The organism is Nocardiopsis listeri (genome assembly GCF_020741345.1).
Classification (GTDB): Bacteria; Actinomycetota; Actinomycetes; order Streptosporangiales; family Streptosporangiaceae; genus Nocardiopsis; species Nocardiopsis listeri_A.
The window spans coordinates 1-18890 of record NZ_DYZD01000124.1; the positions used below are offsets into that span (position 1 = coordinate 1).

General features: G+C 67.9%; 20 protein-coding genes, 2 tRNA genes and 1 other RNA gene. 12 read left to right on the plus strand and 11 right to left on the minus strand.

Translation table 11 applies throughout. The annotated features are described in order from the left end of the window. The 4 genes from ssb to K8V84_RS07265 form a co-directional block, all read left to right on the plus strand. A partial coding sequence (gene ssb / locus K8V84_RS07250; protein ID WP_304072062.1) for a single-stranded DNA-binding protein occupies window positions 1–433 on the plus strand: 433 nt, incomplete at its 5' end. Between the two features lie 119 nt (window positions 434–552). Further along, entirely contained in the window at window positions 553–789 is a 237-nt protein-coding gene (gene rpsR / locus K8V84_RS07255; RefSeq protein ID WP_067598213.1) for a 30S ribosomal protein S18, read from the plus strand. Between the two features lie 27 nt (window positions 790–816). Beyond that, window positions 817–1263 (plus strand): 50S ribosomal protein L9, encoded by a 447-nt coding sequence (gene rplI / locus K8V84_RS07260; protein ID WP_304072067.1) that lies wholly within the window; start codon window positions 817–819, stop codon window positions 1261–1263. Window positions 1264–1439: 176 nt separating this feature from the next. Then, window positions 1440–2273, plus strand: coding sequence for a peptidoglycan recognition family protein (locus K8V84_RS07265; RefSeq protein WP_304072070.1), 834 nt, complete (start codon window positions 1440–1442; stop codon window positions 2271–2273). A gap of 76 nt (window positions 2274–2349) precedes the next feature. Here the strand turns inward: K8V84_RS07265 and K8V84_RS07270 are convergent, their stop codons facing one another. Next, window positions 2350–3699 carry an MATE family efflux transporter gene (locus K8V84_RS07270; RefSeq protein ID WP_304072073.1) on the minus strand — a complete coding sequence of 450 codons (1350 nt, stop codon included), beginning with the start codon at window positions 3697–3699 and terminating at the stop codon, window positions 2350–2352. A 349-nt stretch (window positions 3700–4048) separates the two neighbouring features. Between K8V84_RS07270 and dnaB the strand changes: the two genes are divergently transcribed. Continuing rightward, a complete protein-coding gene (dnaB, locus tag K8V84_RS07275; protein WP_304072074.1) occupies window positions 4049–5401 on the plus strand; it encodes a replicative DNA helicase in 1353 nt (450 codons plus the stop codon). A 74-nt stretch (window positions 5402–5475) separates the two neighbouring features. Here dnaB and abc-f read toward each other — a convergent pair whose 3' ends face one another. The 6 genes from abc-f to upp form a co-directional block, all read right to left on the minus strand. Continuing rightward, window positions 5476–7170 (minus strand): ribosomal protection-like ABC-F family protein, encoded by a 1695-nt coding sequence (abc-f, locus tag K8V84_RS07280; RefSeq protein WP_304072076.1) that lies wholly within the window; start codon window positions 7168–7170, stop codon window positions 5476–5478. 457 nt (window positions 7171–7627) lie between these two features. Next, window positions 7628–7858, minus strand: coding sequence for a hypothetical protein (locus K8V84_RS07285; protein WP_304072079.1), 231 nt, complete (start codon window positions 7856–7858; stop codon window positions 7628–7630). Between the two features lie 240 nt (window positions 7859–8098). Continuing rightward, on the minus strand, window positions 8099–8602 hold the full coding sequence (locus tag K8V84_RS07290; protein ID WP_304072082.1) for a PH domain-containing protein: 504 nt from the start codon (window positions 8600–8602) through the stop codon (window positions 8099–8101). 19 nt (window positions 8603–8621) lie between these two features. Then, window positions 8622–8786, minus strand: a complete 165-nt coding sequence (locus K8V84_RS07295) for a hypothetical protein (protein WP_190318334.1) — start codon at window positions 8784–8786, stop codon at window positions 8622–8624. A 362-nt stretch (window positions 8787–9148) separates the two neighbouring features. Further along, window positions 9149–9391, minus strand: a complete 243-nt coding sequence (locus tag K8V84_RS07300) for a hypothetical protein (RefSeq protein ID WP_304072087.1) — start codon at window positions 9389–9391, stop codon at window positions 9149–9151. A gap of 435 nt (window positions 9392–9826) precedes the next feature. Continuing rightward, window positions 9827–10480: a uracil phosphoribosyltransferase gene (gene upp, locus K8V84_RS07305; protein ID WP_304072090.1), complete on the minus strand. Its 654-nt coding sequence runs from the start codon at window positions 10478–10480 to the stop codon at window positions 9827–9829. A 323-nt stretch (window positions 10481–10803) separates the two neighbouring features. Here upp and K8V84_RS07310 point away from each other — a divergent pair, with 323 nt between their 5' ends. The 4 genes from K8V84_RS07310 to K8V84_RS07325 all read left to right on the plus strand — a co-directional run bounded on the left by K8V84_RS07310 (window position 10804) and on the right by K8V84_RS07325 (window position 12430). Next, window positions 10804–11304 (plus strand): tRNA adenosine deaminase-associated protein, encoded by a 501-nt coding sequence (locus tag K8V84_RS07310; protein ID WP_304072108.1) that lies wholly within the window; start codon window positions 10804–10806, stop codon window positions 11302–11304. 42 nt (window positions 11305–11346) lie between these two features. Further along, complete coding sequence (locus K8V84_RS07315) at window positions 11347–11835, plus strand: tRNA adenosine deaminase-associated protein (protein WP_304072092.1); 489 nt, start codon at window positions 11347–11349, stop codon at window positions 11833–11835. A gap of 44 nt (window positions 11836–11879) precedes the next feature. Continuing rightward, entirely contained in the window at window positions 11880–12332 is a 453-nt protein-coding gene (locus tag K8V84_RS07320; protein WP_304072111.1) for a nucleoside deaminase, read from the plus strand. A 10-nt stretch (window positions 12333–12342) separates the two neighbouring features. Beyond that, window positions 12343–12430: transfer RNA gene (locus tag K8V84_RS07325), tRNA-Ser, on the plus strand. A gap of 42 nt (window positions 12431–12472) precedes the next feature. On the opposite strand, the gene K8V84_RS07330 is transcribed toward K8V84_RS07325, so the two are convergent. The 3 genes from K8V84_RS07330 to K8V84_RS07340 form a co-directional block, all read right to left on the minus strand. Continuing rightward, entirely contained in the window at window positions 12473–13048 is a 576-nt protein-coding gene (locus K8V84_RS07330) for a PadR family transcriptional regulator (protein ID WP_304072095.1), read from the minus strand. Window positions 13049–13101: 53 nt separating this feature from the next. Continuing rightward, the gene (locus K8V84_RS07335) at window positions 13102–15117 is read right to left on the minus strand and encodes an NADPH-dependent 2,4-dienoyl-CoA reductase (protein WP_304072098.1); all 2016 of its coding nucleotides are present in this window, start codon (window positions 15115–15117) and stop codon (window positions 13102–13104) included. A 122-nt stretch (window positions 15118–15239) separates the two neighbouring features. After that, a complete protein-coding gene (locus tag K8V84_RS07340) occupies window positions 15240–16016 on the minus strand; it encodes an SGNH/GDSL hydrolase family protein (protein WP_304072100.1) in 777 nt (258 codons plus the stop codon). A 185-nt stretch (window positions 16017–16201) separates the two neighbouring features. Here K8V84_RS07340 and K8V84_RS07345 point away from each other — a divergent pair, with 185 nt between their 5' ends. After that, entirely contained in the window at window positions 16202–17941 is a 1740-nt protein-coding gene (locus K8V84_RS07345) for a pyruvate dehydrogenase (RefSeq protein WP_304072103.1), read from the plus strand. Between the two features lie 75 nt (window positions 17942–18016). Here K8V84_RS07345 and K8V84_RS07350 read toward each other — a convergent pair. Continuing rightward, window positions 18017–18104, minus strand: a tRNA-Ser gene (locus K8V84_RS07350). A gap of 108 nt (window positions 18105–18212) precedes the next feature. Here K8V84_RS07350 and ffs point away from each other — a divergent pair. Continuing rightward, an RNA gene (gene ffs, locus K8V84_RS07355) (signal recognition particle sRNA small type) lies at window positions 18213–18308 on the plus strand. A 117-nt stretch (window positions 18309–18425) separates the two neighbouring features. Further along, window positions 18426–18890, plus strand: a 465-nt coding sequence (locus tag K8V84_RS07360; protein ID WP_304072106.1) for an AAA family ATPase, incomplete at its 3' end; no start/stop codon positions are given.

An 18890-nucleotide genomic window follows, 5' to 3' on the forward strand; every position in this document is an offset into this window, starting at 1 on the left:
CGAGTCCATGTTCCTCACCTGCTCCGTGTGGCGCACCTATGCCGAGAACGTGGCCGAGAGCTTGACGCGCGGCATGCGTGTGATCGTGCAGGGCCGTCTGAAGCAGCGCTCCTTCGAGACCCGCGAGGGCGAGAAGCGCACCGTCTTCGAGATCGACGTCGAAGAGGTCGGCCCGGCTCTGCGTAGCGCCACCGCGAAGGTGACGAAGACGCAGCGCCAGGGTGGCGGCGGCTTCGGCGGTGGCGGTGGCGGCGGTTTCGGTGGCGGCCAGCCTCAGGGCGGCGGCTACGGGAACCAGGGCGGCGGCTTCGGTGGCCCGCAGGGCGGCCGCAGCGGTCCTCCCGCCGACGACCCGTGGGCGACCAACGGCGGCGGTGGTGGCGGCTTCGGCGGTGGCGGCGGCGGAGGATTCTCCGACGAGCCCCCGTTCTAGTCCGGCCCCACGGCCCCACGTAACACCCGACACGGCACCCGAAACGGCGCCGCGTCACCCTTTCCATGTCCCAGCCCATCCCCGGGTGGACCCCGGGGCTCTTGCGAAGGAGCACCACGATGGCTAAGCCCCCAGCACGCAAGCCCAAGAAGAAGGTTTGCCTGTTCTGCCACGAGAAGCAGTCCTACATCGACTACAAGGACACCACGCTTCTCCGTAAGTTCATCTCCGAGCGCGGCAAGATCCGTGCCCGTCGGGTGACCGGCAACTGCACCCAGCACCAGCGCGACGTCGCGACCGCGATCAAGAACGCGCGCGAGGTGGCCCTGCTGCCCTACACCAGCACCGCTCGCTAGCGGCGATATCCGAGGGAGGTTTTTGTCGTGAAGCTGATTTTGACCCACGAGGTCAACGGTCTCGGAGCCCCCGGCGATGTCGTCGAGGTGAAGAACGGTTACGGACGCAACTACCTGCTGCCCCGGGGTGTCGCCATTCGGTGGACCCGTGGTGGGCAGAAGCAGATCGACCTGATCCAGCGTGCCCGCAAGGCGCGTGACATCCGCACCCTGGACGAGGCCCAGCAGGTCGCCGGCCAGGTCAGCGCTCTGACCGTGCGCCTGAAGCAGCGCGCCGGCCAGGGGGGTCGTCTCTTCGGTTCGGTCACGCCCGCGGACATCGTCGAGGCCGTCAAGGCCGCCGGTGGCCCCGAGTTGGACAAGCGCCGCGTCGAGATCAAGAACCCGATCAAGTCGGTCGGTGCCCACAAGGTCCAGGTCCGCCTGCACCCTGAGGTCTCCGCCCCGATCAAGCTGGACATCGTCGGCGCCTAGTCGTCGACCGTCTCCGGTCCTCGAACCCCGTTCCTCCTCCGAGGGGCGGGGTTCTTGCTGTCCCTCGAACACGCCCGGGCGGCGAGAACCTCCCTTTGATTACTCTTTGTAACTTATCGTGTTCTCCGTGTCGCGACGTGTCCCGCGACGCTCCGCACGGAGAGGACAGCATACCGATGTCCGTTGAGAGACGACCCGAGATCGACCATCCGCTCGCGGTGGGCCGCAGGACGATGCTGCGGGGAACGGTCCTGGCCGCCGGGGGAGTACTCCTCGGTGGTGCACTGGGGGTTTCCGCCGTGGGCCAGGCTTCGGCCTCCGCGATGCCCAAGGTGTACACCAGGTCGAACTGGAAGGCCCGATCGCCGAAGGAATCGGTGGAGACCCTGGGCAAGGGGCCGACGCACATCGTCGTCCACCACACCGCGACCGGCAACGTGTCCGACACGTCCACCAGTCATGCCGCCGCCCTGTCCCGGTCGATCCAGAGCTACCACATGGACAGCAACGGCTGGATCGACACCGGTCAGCAGCTCACCATCAGCCGGGGCGGCCACATCATGGAGGGGCGCGACAAGACCCTCCAGGCCATCGGCGACGGCAAGCACGTCCTGGGCGCGCACACCGCAGACCACAACTCGCACACCATCGGGATCGAGAACGAGGGCACCTATTCCTCGGCGACCCCGCCGAAGGCGCTGATGTCCTCGTTGGTGGACACCTGCACCTGGCTGTGTCTGGTGTACCGGCTGGATCCGCAGGACGCGATCGTGGGCCACCGCGACTACAACTCCACCAACTGCCCGGGTGACAAGCTCTACTCGATGCTCCCCAAGCTCCGTGACGACGTGGGGAGCCGCATGCGGGAACAGCTCAGTCACCTGAGCCGATACGCCGGCGAGGAACTCAGCGTCGAACAGCTGCCGAGCTTCCCCGGCGCGCCGGAGGCCGAGCGGACCGCCACCTTCTACCACGGCCCCACGATCGGGGACCTCGACACGTCCTTCTGACTCCGGCCCGCCTCGTCGCCCGCCACCGCCCCGCACGGGCGGCGGCGGTCTTCTGTTTCCAGGGGTCGGTGGTTCCTCAGGGGCGCGTCGCGCCGGTGACCAACCAGGCGGTGCCCCGAGCGCGAAGTCCGAGGGTGATGGCCCGGGCCAGGATCCACACGGCGAAGGCGATCCACAGGCCGACCAGTCCCCGGGTCTGGGAGGTGGCCAGGTGCGGAAGAACCAGGGCGAACGGTAGGAAGGCCAGCATCGTCCACAGGGAGGCCCACGCCAGGTAGCGCTGGTCCCCGGCGCCCATCAACACCCCGTCCAGGACCATCGTCACTCCGCTGAGCGGCTGCATCAGCGCCACGACCACCAGAGAGGCCATGATCAACCCGGCCACCCGGGGGTCCGCGGTGAACGGCAGATGCGCCCACGGCAGCACCAGGAACACCAGGACCATGAACACCAGACCCGACAGCACCCCCCATTCGATCATGCGCCGGGTGGCGTCCTTCGTACCTCGAACGTCCCCCGCCCCCAGGTAGCGGCCGACGATCGACTGTCCCGCGATGGCGATGGCGTCCATGGCGAAGACCAGCAGCGCCCAGATGTTGTAGCTCACCTGGTGCGCGGCGATCGACTCGTCGCCCAGGCGGGCGGCCACCGCCGTGGTCACCAGCGCCACCACACGCATGGACACACTGCGCAGGAAGAGCGCGAACCCGGCCGAGGCCGAGGCCTTCAGTCCCGCCACGCTCGGCATCAGGGACACACCCTCGCGTCGGGCGGCGCGGACCATGGTGGCCACGTACCAGAACGCGCCCGCCCCCTGGGCGAGCACGGTCGACCACGCGGAACCGGCGATGCCCCAGTCCAGGACCAGGACGAAGGTGGCGCACAGGGCGGCGTTGCCGATGTAGGAGGCGACCGCCACCACCAGCGGGGTGCGGGCGTCCTGTAGCCCGCGCAGTACCCCGGTGCCCGCCATGATGATCAGCAGGAACGGGGTGCTCAGCAGGCTGATGCGCAGGTAGGTGATCGCGTACGGGGCCACCTCGGGGGAGGCGCCGAGAAGGTCGATCATCCACGGCCCGAGCGGCCAACCGATGCCGATCGCGGCGACGCCCAGCAGGATCGCGAGCCAGAGCCCGTCCACACCGTCGCGCATGCCGCCGGGGATGTCTCCCGCGCCGAACTTGCGGGAGACGGCGGCGGTCGTTCCGTAGGCGAGGAAGATGCACACCGCGGCCAGGGTCAGCAGTACCTGTCCGGCGACACCGAGACCCCCGAGCGCCTGGGTGCCGAGTGAACCGACGATGGCGGCGTCGGTGAGCAGGAAGAGCGGTTCGGCGATGAGAGCGAAGAACGTGGGGATGGCGAGGGCGAAGATCTCGCGGTCGTGGCGGTGCCGGAAGGGGGCCGCCGAGAGGAGTGTGGCCATGGCAGAGCCACAGTACCGGACAGGCGTTCGACGGGTGGGGTGAGGTTGTCCACAGGTTGTCGAAAGCCTGTGGATAACCTGTGGAAAGCCTCCTCGTGAGACATCTTGCACGTCCTGGTCAGGAAGTGCGTTTTCGCAGTTCAAATGGGTTATAGGCGACTGGTGGCATAGTTATCCACAGGTGATGTGCATAACCTCTGTGCACAATGCCCCACGGTGCTGGGGATGTGATGGTAAAGGGGTGTCCACAGGCCTGCCTGGCGGTGCCTCCCGTCACCCGGATGGGGCATGCTGGAAGGGTCGGCCCGGACCCGGGCCGGCGCACGCGTCCGGTGTGGGGGAGTAGTCCGTGAGTGTCGCCGAGCAGCCACCTGAAGAAGGCGGATACGAGCGCACCCCACCGCATGACATCCAGGCCGAACAGAGTGTGCTGGGCGGGATGCTCCTGTCCAAGGACGCCATCAGCCAGGTCGTCGAGATCATCCGATCCGCGGACTTCTACCGGCCCGCGCACCAGATCATCTACGAGAGCGTCGTCGATCTGTTCTCCCGTGGTGAGCCGGTCGACGCCATCTCGGTCAACGCCGAACTGACCAAGCGCGGCGAGGCCACACGCGTCGGCGGCGCCCCCTATCTGCACACCCTCACCGAAGCGATCCCCACCGCGGCCAACGCCGGCTATTACGCCAAGATCGTCTCCGATCGCGCGGTCCTGCGCCGCCTGGTCGAAGTGGGAACCCGAATCGCGCAGATCGGTTACTCCGGCGATGGCGAGGTCGACGACCTGGTCGACCACGCCCAGGCGGAGATCTACAAGGTCGCCGAGAAACGCACCGGCGAGGACTACGTCGTCCTCGGCGACATCATGCCGGGTGCCCTGGACGAGATCGAGGCCATCGGCGCCAACGACGGCAGCATGACCGGTGTCCCCACCGGCTTCGCCGACTTCGACGCCCTCACCAACGGTCTCCACCCCGGACAAATGGTCATCATCGCGGCCCGTCCGGCCGTTGGAAAAAGCACCCTGGCCTTGGACTTCGCGCGTGCCGCGTCCATCAAGCACGAGATGACGTCCGTCTTCTTCAGCCTGGAGATGGGGCGCAACGAGATCGTCATGCGTCTGCTCTCCGCCGAGGCGCGGGTGCCGCTGCACACCATGCGTTCGGGTCTGATGACCGACGATGACTGGGCCCGGCTGGCCAGACGCATGGGCGAGGTGGCCAGTGCACCGCTGTTCATCGACGACTCCCCGAACATGTCGATGATGGAGATCCGGGCCAAGTGTCGTCGGCTCAAGCAACAGCACGACCTCAAGCTCGTGATCGTCGACTACCTCCAGCTGATGAGCTCACCCGGTCGAGTGGAGAGCCGTCAGCAGGAGGTCTCCGAGATGTCGCGTTCACTCAAGCTCCTCGCCAAGGAGCTTGAGGTGCCGGTGGTGGCGCTCTCGCAGCTCAACCGTGGTCCCGAGCAGCGGACCGACAAACGCCCGCAGGTGTCCGACCTTCGCGAGTCGGGATCGATCGAGCAGGACGCGGACATGGTCATCCTGCTGTACCGCGAGGACGTGCACGACAAGGAGTCGCCGCGCGCCGGTGAGGCGGACATCATCGTGGCCAAGCACCGTAACGGGCCCACCGCCGACGTGACCGTGGCCTTCCAGGGCCACTACAGCCGCTTCGTCGACATGGCTCCGGGGTAGTCACGGCGGTCGACGAGTACGGGGTGTGACCGCTTTGGTCGCACCCCGTTGTATCGGTCAATCCATAAGTCGACTTATGTGCTGGCCAAAATGTCGACAAAGCGATTCGTCGACTTGTCGTCGTGGATCTCGCCGGCTTCCAGACGCAGATGTCGGCCGGTGAAGCGCTCGCGCATGCGCCGGTCGTGGGTAACGACCACCAGCGCTCCGGTGTAGTGGGACAGTGCCTCCTCCAGTTCCTCCACCAGGCCGGGGGAGAGGTGGTTGGTCGGTTCGTCCAGCAACAGCAGGTCGTGGGCGCCCGACGCCAGGCGGGCCACCTCGATCCGACGGCGCTGCCCCACCGAGAGCGAATCGGCCGGACGGTCCAGTTCGCCGGGTCGGAACAATCCGAGCGAGGCGAGTTCGTCCCGGTACTCCTCGACGGCCCAGGGCCTGCCCTCCGCGTACGCCTCCAGGAGTGTCCGCCCCGGGCGGGGGAGCGGATCGTCCTGACGCAACAGACCCACCCGACCGGGTACGGACACCAGACCCGTGTCGGGTTCGAGCTCTTCGGCCAGGACCTTGAGGAGTGTGCTCTTTCCCGCCCCGTTCGGTCCGGTCACCAGCACGCGCTCGCCTCGGCCGATCCGCAGGAAGGGGACGTGCAGGCGACTTCCCACACGAACACCGTCGAGAGTGGTGACGGGCGTGTTCCCCTCGGTGCCGTCGGTGTTGAACTCGGCGGCCATCCGAAGCGGCACCGGTGGTGGAGCCACCGGGTTCTCCACGAGTCGTTGCCCTCGCTCCTTCGCGTTGCGGATCCGACCCATGGTGCCGTGCGCGGCGCCGCGCATCCGGAAGGCCCCGTGTCCGAACGCGGCCTTCTCCATCTTGCGGGGGATGGCGTCCAGCCGTTGGGCGTTGTTGACCACGAGCCTGCGTTGCCTGTCCAGTTCCTGTTTCCACTCCTCGTACTCACGGATCCAACGGGACCTGGCCGCGGCACGGGCCGCGAGGTAGCCGTCGTAGCCGTTGCCGTGGCGGTGCATCCGCCGGGTGTCGGCGTCCACCTCCAGGACGGTGTCGGTCACCCCGCGGAGGAAGGCCCGGTCGTGGGTGACCGCGACGACGGTCCCACGGTGCCGTCGAAGGCGCGCCTCCAGCCACGCGACCGCGCGATCGTCGAGGTCGTTGGTGGGTTCGTCCAGGAGGAGGAGTTCCGGGTCGGCTGCCAGGGTCGCGGCCAGCGCCAACCGTGAACGTTCCCCGCCGGAAAGGGTTCGTAGTGGGCGGTTCCGGTCAAGGTCGGGCAGGCCGAGCCGGTACAGGCCGGTGTCCACGCGGGTGTCGGCGTCGTGGCCGCCCCGTGCCTCGAACTCGGTGAGTAGCTCCGAGTACGCGTTCATCTCCTCTTCGCCGGCGGCACCGAGCGAGGCCTCGGCGGAGCGGATGCGTCCCTCCAGTTCCCGCAGTTCCCGAAGAGCAGTGTCGATCACCTCGCCCACGGTGCCGACGGGTGCGACCCCGGAAACCGGTTCCAGGGTCTGGGGCAGATAACCGATGCCGCCGGGGGTCCGGACGGTGAGATCACCGTTGTCCGGGTGAGTCCGACCGGCGAGCAGCCGCAGCAACGTGCTCTTGCCCGAGCCGTTGTCACCGATGACGCCGACGCGTTCGCCGGGTGCGATGGTGAGGCTGACGTGGTCGAAGACGGTGTGGTCTCCGTACCTCTTGGTGATCTCGTTCAGGGCGATCTGGGATAGCCGGCGGTGACGTGGTCCGAGCATGGGGACCTCCTGTCGCGTGTGTGGGCCGAGGTTGCGTGCCGCGACAGGGAAGGGGTGGGTTTCGGTCATTGGTGCGCATATACGCTGCCGGCCGAAAGCCGATGGTCGCCGGTGGTGACGGCCTTCCTGATCGCGGTGTGGGGACGCCGACGGAGCCGCGCGCACCGTGCGGACGGTGGGCGCTTGGTGCTCGGAACGTGGCGGTCCGGCGCGAGGAAGGTTCTAAAGCAGCATATGTGAGACGATACGTCTCGTCTCAATCGGCGTCAAGGTCGCTCTCGTGAGACCGGAGTCACTCTTGGTGTTCTTCTGGGGGCAGGTATTCGGTTGCCCGTATCTAGATTTATGGTCTTGCCGATTTATCGACAAAGCGATGAACCGATCCTCTTCGGCCGCGCGTACGAAGAGCCACCCGCGTCGTGCGGGTGGCTCTTCGGGGTGTGTGTCCGGGCGGCGGTCAGAGCCAGTGCGCCTCGGGGCGGGTGCGTCCGCTCTCATCGGTGATCAGGACCCAGTGCATGATGGGGTGCTCCGAAGTTGTCGCGTCGGCGTCCTCTCGCGGTCGAGGGACCTGCGTGGGCTGAGGAGCCAGGCCGGCCATGCGGCGGCTCTCGGCAGCGGATCGATTGCGCCGACGGGTGGTCAACGAGCGAGACGGGCGCGGCGCGGGATCGGTCCAGCGTGCCATGGAGCCCTCCTCGTTTCCTGTTGGGATAGCTCATGTTAACCCTTTGTTCACCTAGGAGTCAATTCGGTGGGGGTGTCGTGCCTGACCACGTGGGGATTTCGCGTTCGAATCGCCCTCAAGGTGAACGGAAGGTGAACAACTAGGTAACCCGGGTCGTGCAGAGGGGGCGGCCGGGGTCCGGACACGAAGAAGCACCCGCCACCTGGGCGGGTGCTTCGAAGCGTCGTACGCGGGTGCCGGTCACTCCTTGAAGATCAGTCCCACGACCTCGAGGTAGAGCTGCTCGGGGTAGGGAATGAAGTCGATCTTGCTGAGCGCCTGGTCCTGACCCGCGGACTCCATGACGAAGGTCCCGTAACCGAGGAACCGGCCGAGCAGGGTGCGTTCGAACCGCATGTCCGTGACCTTGCCCAACGGCATCATGTTCACCTGTCGGGTGATCAGCCCCGTGGTCAGGAGCAGTCGGGCCGACGTGATGACGAAGTAGTCCACCGACCACTCCGCGACCCGCCAGACGAACCACACCAGGACCAGCAGCCACAACCACCAGATGACGGCGAGTACGACGCCGCTACCGATCGTCTGGCTCAGGATCCCCGCGAGGATCAACGCGGCCAGCACGATCGCCACCGGTCCGATGAGGACCGCGGGGTGACGTCGAATGGTCACCACGTCCTGCTCGTGTGGCAGGAGATAGCGGTTGACCGATGCCGGTGCCGCGTTACTGGAGGCGACGAGCTTCATGGCACCCGCTTCCTCGCGCCTACGGCAGCAGTGCGTTGACGAAGCGGGACATCGATTCCGCGCCGCCCATCAGGCCGCCCAGGGCGCTCTGGATCACCCCGGCCGCACTTTCCGGTTGCGTGAGTAGATAAAACAACACGAAACCGATGAGCGCGTATCCGCCCCATTTCTTCAACTTCGCCACGACTGACTCCCCTTGGAATCCACCTGACCCACCAACCCAGCAGTGATTGTTGCATCGTCCATCATGCCCGTAAAGCCTTAAGCGCACCCTCGGCGTGGCGGTATGTCGGCCGTTCGCCACTTGCGGACTGTGTCCGGTTCCGGTGAGGTTGTTGCCCCTGTGAAGGACGGTCCGAAATTCTTTTTGTCCAAGAGCAGGTCAGAAGGGGTGAAGGTCGCCGACGAACGTGTTCCGGGGTGGAAGTTCCGCGGAGCTCCGCAGGTCCGGATCCCGGGGAGGGGGTCACCGGTGCCGGTTCGGCGACGGTTCCCGGTCTTCCGTAGTTCTGTGTAATGCAGGGCCGAAACGGCCCACACGGGTGGTCAGCGTCGTTCGGCGAAGGCCAGGGCCAGAACCTGTAGGTGCTGCCGGGCGATTCGTTCGACGAGTTCCGGAGTGGCCCGCCCTGTCACGTCCTGGGCTCCGTGGCGTGCCGCGTCCACGCACCGGGAAACGATGGAGGAGTGGTGAACCTGGGAGAACTCCGTGGAAAGTCGACTGACGACGGGACTGAAGTGGGGGTCGCTGGCGGCCTGGGTGGACGAGGGGGAGGGGTTCTCGGGCATCTCACTCCTTCTGGGCTGCGGGCGGAACTGCACGGGGGGTGTGCGCACGGGGGCTGTGCGTAGCCACCGAGGGGTCGCCGGACGACCGCCTCGAATGTGGGGCGGTGTTCTGGGTATCGGTGGCCTGGTCCCTGGGGCGGGGCGGTTTCGGTCTGGTGGATCCACCCCGTTACGGGTGGTCAGGAACCATGATCACCCTAATCTGTTACGTTCCAATCTCGAAATGAATTCGGCTAAAGCAGCGCCGTGTCTCCGGGATGGTCGATCAAGCGGGCTCGACCAGGGGTGACGTCGGGCGGGGACACGGCCGTGAGGGATCAATGCCCGATTTTCGGACGTTCATTCACCTTCGGCTGGAAAGAGCCGAAAAAGCGCCCGATCGGTGATCCGATCGGGCGCTCGGGGCGTGGGGTGCGACGAAGCCGCGTTCCGGCCTCAGGAACAGCCGTAGAGGCGGTCGCCGGCGTCGCCGAGTCCCGGCAGGATGAATCCCTGCTCGTTCAGGCGCTCGTCGACGGCCGCGGTCACCACGCGCAGGATGGCTCCGTGGTCCCGCGGAAGGCTCTCCTCCAAGTGCTGCTCCACGGCGGTCAGGCCCTCGGGGGCGGCCAGCAGGCAGATCGCGGTGATGTGATCGGCGCCGCGCTCGACGAGCAGTTTCAGGGCGGCGGCCAGGGTGCCACCGGTGGCCAGCATCGGGTCGAGCACGTAGCACTGACGACCGGACAGGTCCTGGGGGAGACGGTCGGCGTAGGTCGCCGGCTGCAGGGTCTCCTCGTTGCGGGCCATGCCCAGGAAGCCGACCTCGGCGGTGGGCAGCAGTCGGGTCATGCCGTCGAGCATGCCGAGTCCCGCGCGCAGGATCGGGACGACCAAGGGGGTCGGGCGCGACAACTGGAATCCGGTGCTCCGCACGAGCGGGGTCTCGATGGTGACCTCTGTCACTCGGACGTCCCGCGTCGCCTCGTAGGCGAGCAGGGTCACCAGCTCGTCGGTCAGCCGCCGGAAGGTCGGTGAGTCGGTCCGCACGTCGCGCAGGGTGGTCAGTTTGTGCGAGACCAAGGGGTGGTCGACGACCAGGGTTTCCAAAACGTTCTCCGGGTGAGCTGGGACGACAGGACGATGTGTGGGTAGAGGGGCCGGCACGAGTCTAACCGCGCGTATGCCCCGACCCGGGGCGTCTCGGGCGGGCCACGGTGCACCGCGCCCCTCGCCCGGGGCGCCTCGACCGAGGAGAAGGGTGTCGGGATCGGACGCGGGGGCGCGCCGGAGCCGCCTGTCATGAGAACGTGGGTCCGGTCCATGGCGGACGAAGGAAGGCTGCGAGGTGGGAGTGATCGCTACCATGACACTCGCACGGGCGAGCCGGATCCCCTCGTCCGCACCGATACACCGTCCGGGTTGGGGTGACGATGACAGTGCTCGATCATGGTGACGACGACTCGGGTGATTTCGCGGCCGTCGCATACAGGGAAGAGGAGTACTGGGATGTGGATCTCCTTCCCATCGCGCTGGTGCACGACCTCAAGGGTCTGATCCACGCACTGCGCCAGCAACCGAGCATCAGTGGTTCCCTCGGACTGGTGTCCGTCGGCGACGACTTCTTCATCATCGTCCGGGTGTACGGCGAGGACGTCACCCTTTTCCTGTCCGACGTGACCGCCTCGGTGGACTGGCAGGTGGCCAGAGACGTCCTCGACCACCTGGACATCGACCTTCCCCACGACGACGACCTCGACCAGGTCCTGCCCGCGGGAGACCTGTCCGTGGTCGCGGACCTGGGCCTCGACGAGATGGAACTGGGCGCCCTCGCGGGTGACCTGGACCTGTATCCGGACGAGGTGCTCGCCAGCGTCTCCGAGCGACTCGGATTCGCCCAGGCCTTTCAGCGTGTCCTCGACGGTATGGGGTAAGGACGCCTGCGGAAGTGACCTGGAGAGACGGGAGAGTGAGCCGTGTCGACCTTCGCAGCTGTCTTCGCCCCCAACGGCGGGACATGGCGCGGAACCGAGGTCGATCTCGGTGACGTGGAGGTCATCGACGACATCACCGACCTCATGCTCGACTACGAGACCGAGTGGGGCAGTGACATGGCCCTGCTCCTGGTGGAGGCCGACGACGAGTGGTTCGCCGTCGTGCGTGTGGACGTGACGGGTTCCGAACCGCGCGTCTACCTCTCCGATGGTCGGGTCGTGCACGACCATCCGGTGGCCGGGATCCTTTCCGAGGCCGGTGGCCTGGGTGCTCCCATGCCCGTGGAGAGCGCGGGATCCCGTCCCGATCCGCGTCCCGACGGTGACGACGGTGTGCTCTCGGACCTCGGGGTCCCGGGGGAGGAACTGCGGTCCCTCTCCGCCGGTGGCGGGGTGCTGCCCGGTGACGTCCTCGCGGTGGTGGCCGAACGCACGGGCTTCGCCGAACTCCTCGACGCGATGCGACTGTGACGGGGACCCGGCCCGGGCTCGACCGCGCCGCGGCCGACTCGGCGATGCTCGAAGCCCTGGCCGAGGCGGAGCGTGCCCTGAAGACCGACGACGTGCCCGTGGGCGCGGTCGTGTTGGGACCCGACGGGGCGGTGTTGGGGCGCGGTCACAACGAACGTGAGGCCACGGGCGACCCGACCGGGCACGCGGAGGTGCTGGCGCTGCGCGCGGCCGCCGAGGCGCGCGGTGAGTGGCGTCTGAGCGGTTGCACGCTGGTGGTGACCCTGGAGCCCTGTGTGATGTGTGCGGGTGCCACGGTGCTCTCCCGGGTGGACCGCGTGGTCTACGGGGCGCGGGACGCCAAGGCCGGTGCGGTCGGTTCGATGTGGGACCTGCTTCGAGATCCCCGTCAGAACCACCGTCCTGAAGTGATTCCACCTGATCTGATCAGCGAAAACGTGGCCGAAAGATGTTCGGGGCTGCTCACTCGGTTTTTCGCACGGCGCAGGATCCGGTAGAGTTCCTCTCGGTGGAGTCGCCTAGTGGCCGATGGCGCCCGCCTCGAAAGCGGGTAAGGGGCAACCCTTCGAGGGTTCAAATCCCTCCTCCACCGCCACCAGCCGCCCCCGGGATCACCGGGGGCGGCTTCTTCTTGCGCTCAGGAGCTTCGGGAGGGGGAGGCCCCACCGTTCGGGTCCTTGGTGTCCCCGAGTTCGGCGATGGCCTTGTCCAGCCAGTTCACCCAGAACATCTCGAGTTCGACCCCGCCCTGCAGGACCAGCCCCTGGACCCGGTCGCGTTCGGTTCCCCGACCTCGGGCCGTGTCACGTCGTTGGAACTCGCGGTACTCGGCGAGCCGCTCGCCGTGCAGTTCACGGTGCCGGCGCAGCTCGGCCACGAAGTCGGAGTCCACGCCCACGACCCCGGTGGCGCGTACCCGCAGCATCAGGGTGTCGCGCAGGGAACGGGGCTCCTCGGTATCGCCCACCCAGCGCTCCAGTTCGGTGCGGCCCGCGGCCAGCACCTCGTACTCCTTGCGCTGTCCCCGGGTGGGGGAGTCGGTGGGCAGGGCCCGGATCAGCTCGGCCCGTTCCAGCTTTCCCAGTTCTCGGTAGATCTGCTGGTGGGAGGCGGACCAGAAGTACCCGATGGAGCGGTCGAAGCGCCGGGTCAGCTCCAGTCCGGAGGAGGGCTTCTCCAACAGGGCGGTGAGGATCGCGTGGGGCAGGGACATGTGCGCATTCTAGGAAGGGGCGGCCGCGGACCGACCGGTCCGCGGCCACGGGGTCACAGGGAGGCGGCGAGTTCGGTGCCCTGCTTGATGGCGCGCTTGGCGTCGAGTTCGGCGGCCACGTCGGCGCCACCGATCACGTGCACGGTGTGGCCGGCGGCGGTGAGCTCGTCGGCGAGGTCACGGCGCGGGTCCTGTCCGGAGCACAGCACCACGGTGTCGACGTCGAGCACACGCTCCTCGCCGTCCACGGTCACGTGCAGGCCGTCGTCGTCGATGCGGCGGTATTCGGCTCCGGCGACCATCTCCACGCCGCGATGGCGCAGCTCCAGACGGTGGATCCACCCGGTGGTCTTGCCCAGGCCCTTGCCGACCTTGCTGGTCTTGCGCTGGAGCAGGTGGACCCGGCGGGGCGGGGCGACGCGTTCGGGGGCGCGCAGGCCGCCGCGTTCCCTGTAGTCGAGGTCCACGCCCCACTGGCGGAAGAAGGCCTCTGCGTCCTGGCTCGACTCCTCGCCGGTGTCGGTGAGGAACTCGGCGACGTCGAACCCGATGCCGCCGGCGCCGATGATGGCGACCTTCTCGCCGACCTCGGCGCCACCGCGCAGCACGTCCACGTAGCCGACCACGCTGGGGTGGTCCACGCCCGGGATCTCGGGGGTGCGCGGAGAGACACCGGTGGCGACGACGACCTCGTCGTAGCCCTCCAGGTCGGCGGCGGCGACCCGGGTGTTCAGGCGTACGTCCACGCCGTGCTTGTCGAGCTGCACTCGGTAGTAGCGGAGGGTCTCGTCGAACTCCTCCTTACCGGGTACGCGGCGGGCCATGTTGAGCTGTCCACCGATCTCGGCGGCCGCGTCGAACAGGGTGACGGCGTGCCCGACGCTCGCCGCGGAGACGGAGAAGGCGAGACCGGCGGGGCCGGCGCCGACCACCGCGACGTTCTTGCGGGTCTTGGTGGGGGAGAGTACGAGTTCGGTCTCGTGGCAGGCGCGCGGGTTCACCAGACAGGAGGTGATCTTGAGGCTGAAGGTGTGGTCCAGGCAGGCCTGGTTGCAGCCGATGCAGGTGTTGATCTCCTCGGGGGCGCCCGCGGCGGCCTTGGCGACGAAGTCGGCGTCGGCCAGCATCGGTCGGGCGAGGGAGACCATGTCGGCCTGACCGTCGGCGATGATGCGCTCGGCGACCTCGGGGGTGTTGATGCGGTTGACCGCCACCAGCGGGACGGACAGTTCCTTCTTGAGGCGCTCGGTGATCCAGGTGTAGGCGCCGCGCGGCACGGAGGTGGCGATGGTGGGGACACGGGCCTCGTGCCAGCCGATACCGGTGTTGATGATGTCCGCGCCGGCGGTCTCCACTCGACGGCCGAGTTCGACGACCTCGTCGAAGGTGGAGCCGTCGGGGATCAGGTCCAGCATGGACAGGCGGTAGATGACGATGAAGTCGGTGCCCACGCGCTCGCGGACCCTGCGGAGGATCTCCAGGGGCAGGCGGATGCGGTTCTCGAAGGAGCCGCCCCAGCGGTCCTCGCGCTTGTTGGTGGCGGGGGCGATGAACTGGTTGATGAGGTAGCCCTCGGAGCCCATGACCTCGACACCGTCGTACCCGGCCCGCTGGGCGAGCTCGGCGCAGCGGGCGAAGTCCTCGATGGTGCGCTCGATCTCCTCGTCGGTGAGGGCGTGCGGCACGAAGGGGTTGATCGGGGCCTGGATCGCGCTGGCGGAGACGGAGTCCTCGCTGAAGGCGTAGCGACCGGTGTGCAGGATCTGCATGGCGATCCGGCCGCCGTCGCGGTGCACGGCCTCGGTGATGAGGCGGTGCTCGGCGACCTCTTCGTCATTGGTGAGCTTGGCGCTGCCGGTGTAGGTGGCGCCCTCGGGGTTGGGGGCGATGCCGCCGGTGACGATCAGGCCGACGCCGCCGCGGGCACGTTCGGCGTAGAAGGCGGCCATCCTCTCGAAACCGTTGGGGGCCTCCTCCAGCCCGACGTGCATGGAACCCATGATCACGCGGTTCTTGAGGGTGGTGAAACCCAGGTCCAACGGTTCCAGAAGGTGGGGGTAGTCGCTCATGGTCTCTCCTCGCGCGGTGCCTCTCGGTCGGTGTCCGGCCGACCTCACCTTCATTATGCAACAAGTTGCACAAAGGATCGAGGCTCCACCCCCGAGAAGGAGAGGAGCCTCGAACGCGTCGGTCAGGGGACCAGGGGAATGAGTTCGGGGCGCTTGGCCACACGACCGTCACCGGAGGAACGTCCACGGATCCGACGTGCCACCCAAGGCCCCAGGAACGAACCCAGCCAGGTGACCTCGTCGTACAACCGGGTCACGGTGGCGGGCGTGGGCAACGGCGGCAGTGGGTCGGCCCAGGAGATGTCCGCGCCCGGCAGTTCCATCGCGTGGGCCACCGCACCGGCGATCCTCCGATGTCCCTCCGAGGAACAGTGCAACCGGTCCGGGGCCCACAGACGGCGGTCCGTGGAGATCGCGTGGCGGAAGCAGTCGGCCACCGCGACGTCGTGGCGGGCGGCGGCCGCGCGCACCCGGTCGTTGAAGTCCAGGACCCGTGGCAGCAGCGGCCTGGTCAAGGGCGCGATCTTCGTGATGTCCGGAAAGGTCAGTGTGGCCACCTTGGCCCCCGCGCCGGTCAGTTCGGCGAACATCGTCTCCAGGTGGCCGATCACGGCGTCGGGGTCGTACCCGGGGCGGATCAGGTCGTTGACCCCGGCGAAGACCGTCGCGACGTCCGGGCGCAACCGCAGCGCGGGTTCCAGCTGTTCGGCGTGCACCTGCCCGGCCAGGCGGCCGCGTACCGCCAGGTTGGCGTATTCGACCCGGGCCCCGGCGGCCACCATGTGTTCGGCGAATCGATCGGCGTACCCCCGGTAGCCGGCGCTCTCGTCACCGTCGCCGACACCCTCGGTCTGGCTGTCGCCGAGGGCGACATAACGCAGATCCCCGTCCCACCGCATACTCGGTCCCCTTTCTTCGGTCCTCCGGAAAACTACCCCTGCCGGTTCGGCTCCACCTCGTGGGGGCCGGGCGGCGACGCGGGCCGCACATCGTGGCGTGGCGATGCGGGTGATCCGGGCAGGGCGTTCCTAGCGTTGGACCGGGGGCCTATCGCCCGTCCACACCCTGTCCCGGGAGGTCCGTCTTGAGCAGGAACACCGTCGCCGAACAGCTCGTCCGTACCCTGATCGCCGCCGGGGTCACCCGGATCTACGGGGTGGTGGGGGACAGCCTCAACCCGGTGGTGGACGCGATCCGCGACATCGACGGCATCGAATGGATTCATGTCCGCAACGAGGAGACCGCGGCCTTCGCCGCCGCCGCGGAGGCACAGATCGACGGTCGACTCGCGGTGTGCGCGGGATCCTGCGGCCCCGGCAACACCCACCTGATCCAGGGGCTCTACGACGCCCAACGCAGCGGGGCGCCCGTGCTGGCCCTCGCCTCGCACATCCCCTCACACCAGATCGGTACCGGCTTCTTCCAGGAGACCCATCCCGAACGACTCTTCGCCGACGTCACCGAGTTCCGCGAACTCGTCTCCCACCCGGAACAGATGCCCAGGCTGGCGCGCGTGGCCGTCCAACACGCCCTCGGGACCCCCGGCGTGGCCGTCCTCGTCCTGCCCGGGGACATCGCCGGACAGAAGGCGAACGGCCCCGCCGACGACACCCCCGTCACCGCCGGACGCGCCACCGCGTGGCCCGGTGAGGACGACGTGCGCGAGCTCGCCCGGCGGATCAACGAGGCCGACAAGGTCGCCCTCTTCTGCGGCGCCGGGGTCCGCGACGCGCACGAGGAGGTCATCTCGCTCGCCGAGAAGCTCAAGGCCCCGGTCGGGCACACCCTGCGCGGCAAGGAGTGGATCCAGTACGACAACCCCCACGACGTCGGCATGATCGGACTGCTCGGTTACGGGGCCTGCTACGACGCCCTCCAGGAGGCCGATCTCACCGTCCTGCTGGGCTGCGACTTCCCCTACGACGACTTCCTGCCCAAGAAGAACGTCGTCCAGGTGGACCACGATCCGCGCCGGCTGGGCCGTCGCGTCCCCCTGAGACTGGGGGTGCAGGGCGACGTCGCGGCCACCCTGCGCGCACTGCGGCCGGTGATCCGCGCCAAGAACGACGTGCGTTTCCTCGACGAGATGCTCCGCCGGCACGAACGCGCCCTGACCCGGGTGGTGGACGCCTACACGAAGAACATCGAGGACCACACTCCGATCCACCCCGAGTACGTGGCCCGACACCTGGACGAGGCCGCGCCCGACGACGCCGTGTTCACCGTCGACACCGGGATGAACAACGTGTGGGCGGCCCGGTACGTCACTCCGAACGGCAGGCGGCGGGTGATCGGTTCCTTCACCCACGGGACCATGGCCAACGCCCTGCCGCACGCGATCGGCGCCGCCTACGCGGCCCCGGGGCGTCGGATCGTCTCCATGTCCGGGGACGGAGGCCTGAGCATGCTCCTCGGCGAGCTGATCACCGTCCAGCAGCACGGTCTGCCGATCACGACGGTGGTGTTCAACAACTCCTCGCTCGGCATGGTCCGCCTGGAGATGATGGTGGACGGCATGCCGGCGTTCCAGACCGACCATCCGCCGGTGGACTACGCCGCGGTGGCCAAGGCCGTGGGCATGCCCTCGATCCGGGTGGAGGACCCTCGGAAGGTGCGCCAGGCGCTGGACGAGGCCCTGTCGGCCGATGGGCCGGTGCTGGTGGACGTGATCACCGACCCGAACGCGCTGTCGGTGCCCTCGCGGATCACCGCCGACCAGATCACCGGGTTCGCCCTCTCGGCGGGACGGACGGTTCTCCAGGGCGGGGTCGGGGCCATGATCGACCTGGCCCGCTCCAACCTCCGCAACATCCCCCGCCCGTGACCCTTCGGGCCCGGGAAACGACGAAGACCCCGATCGCTGGGCGATCGGGGCCTTCGTTCCGCCCCTGTGGGGCCGTGGCGGAGGATAAGGGATTCGAACCCTTGAGGGGTTGCCCCCAACACGCTTTCCAAGCGTGCGCCCTAGGCCACTAGGCGAATCCTCCGAGAGCAACTGTACAGGCTTCGAGGGAGTGCTTCGAACGGGTTCCGCCCGACGGGACTCGGGCCGACGAGGGTTGCCGGAGCAGTGCCGGCTTCGGATACACTCAGGGGCAGACCCCTCGTGCGGCGTCATCCTACGAACCTCCCCAGGGCCGGAAGGCAGCAAGGATAAGTGGGCTCTGGCGGGTGCGCGGGGGGTCCTTTCTTGTTCTCGGGGGTACCCGCCCCGGATCCGCCCCTCCCGGTTTCCCCGACCCGGCGCGAGTTGTCACTCCCAGAGGGTTGAATGGGACCGTGGCAGGGACCAGGGGAGTGATCACACCGTGAGCATCGCGCTGTACCGCAAGTACCGTCCCGCGACGTTCGGTGAGGTGCGCGGCCAGGAACACGTGACCGACCCGTTGCGCCAGGCGCTGCGGAGCGGACGCATCAACCACGCCTACCTCTTCAGCGGACCGCGCGGCTGCGGCAAGACCACCAGTGCGCGCATCCTCGCGCGCTCTCTCAACTGTGAGCAGGGCCCGACCCCGGATCCCTGCGGAACCTGTGACTCCTGCGAGGGGCTCGCCCCCGACGGTGGCGGCAGCATCGACGTGATCGAGATCGACGCCGCCTCCCACGGTGGTGTCGACGACGCCCGTGACCTGCGCGAACGAGCCTTCTTCTCGCCGGTCAAATCGCGCTACAAGATCTACATCATCGACGAGGCGCACATGGTGACCCGCGAGGGTTTCAACGCGCTGCTCAAGCTCGTCGAGGAACCCCCGCCGCACCTGAAGTTCGTGTTC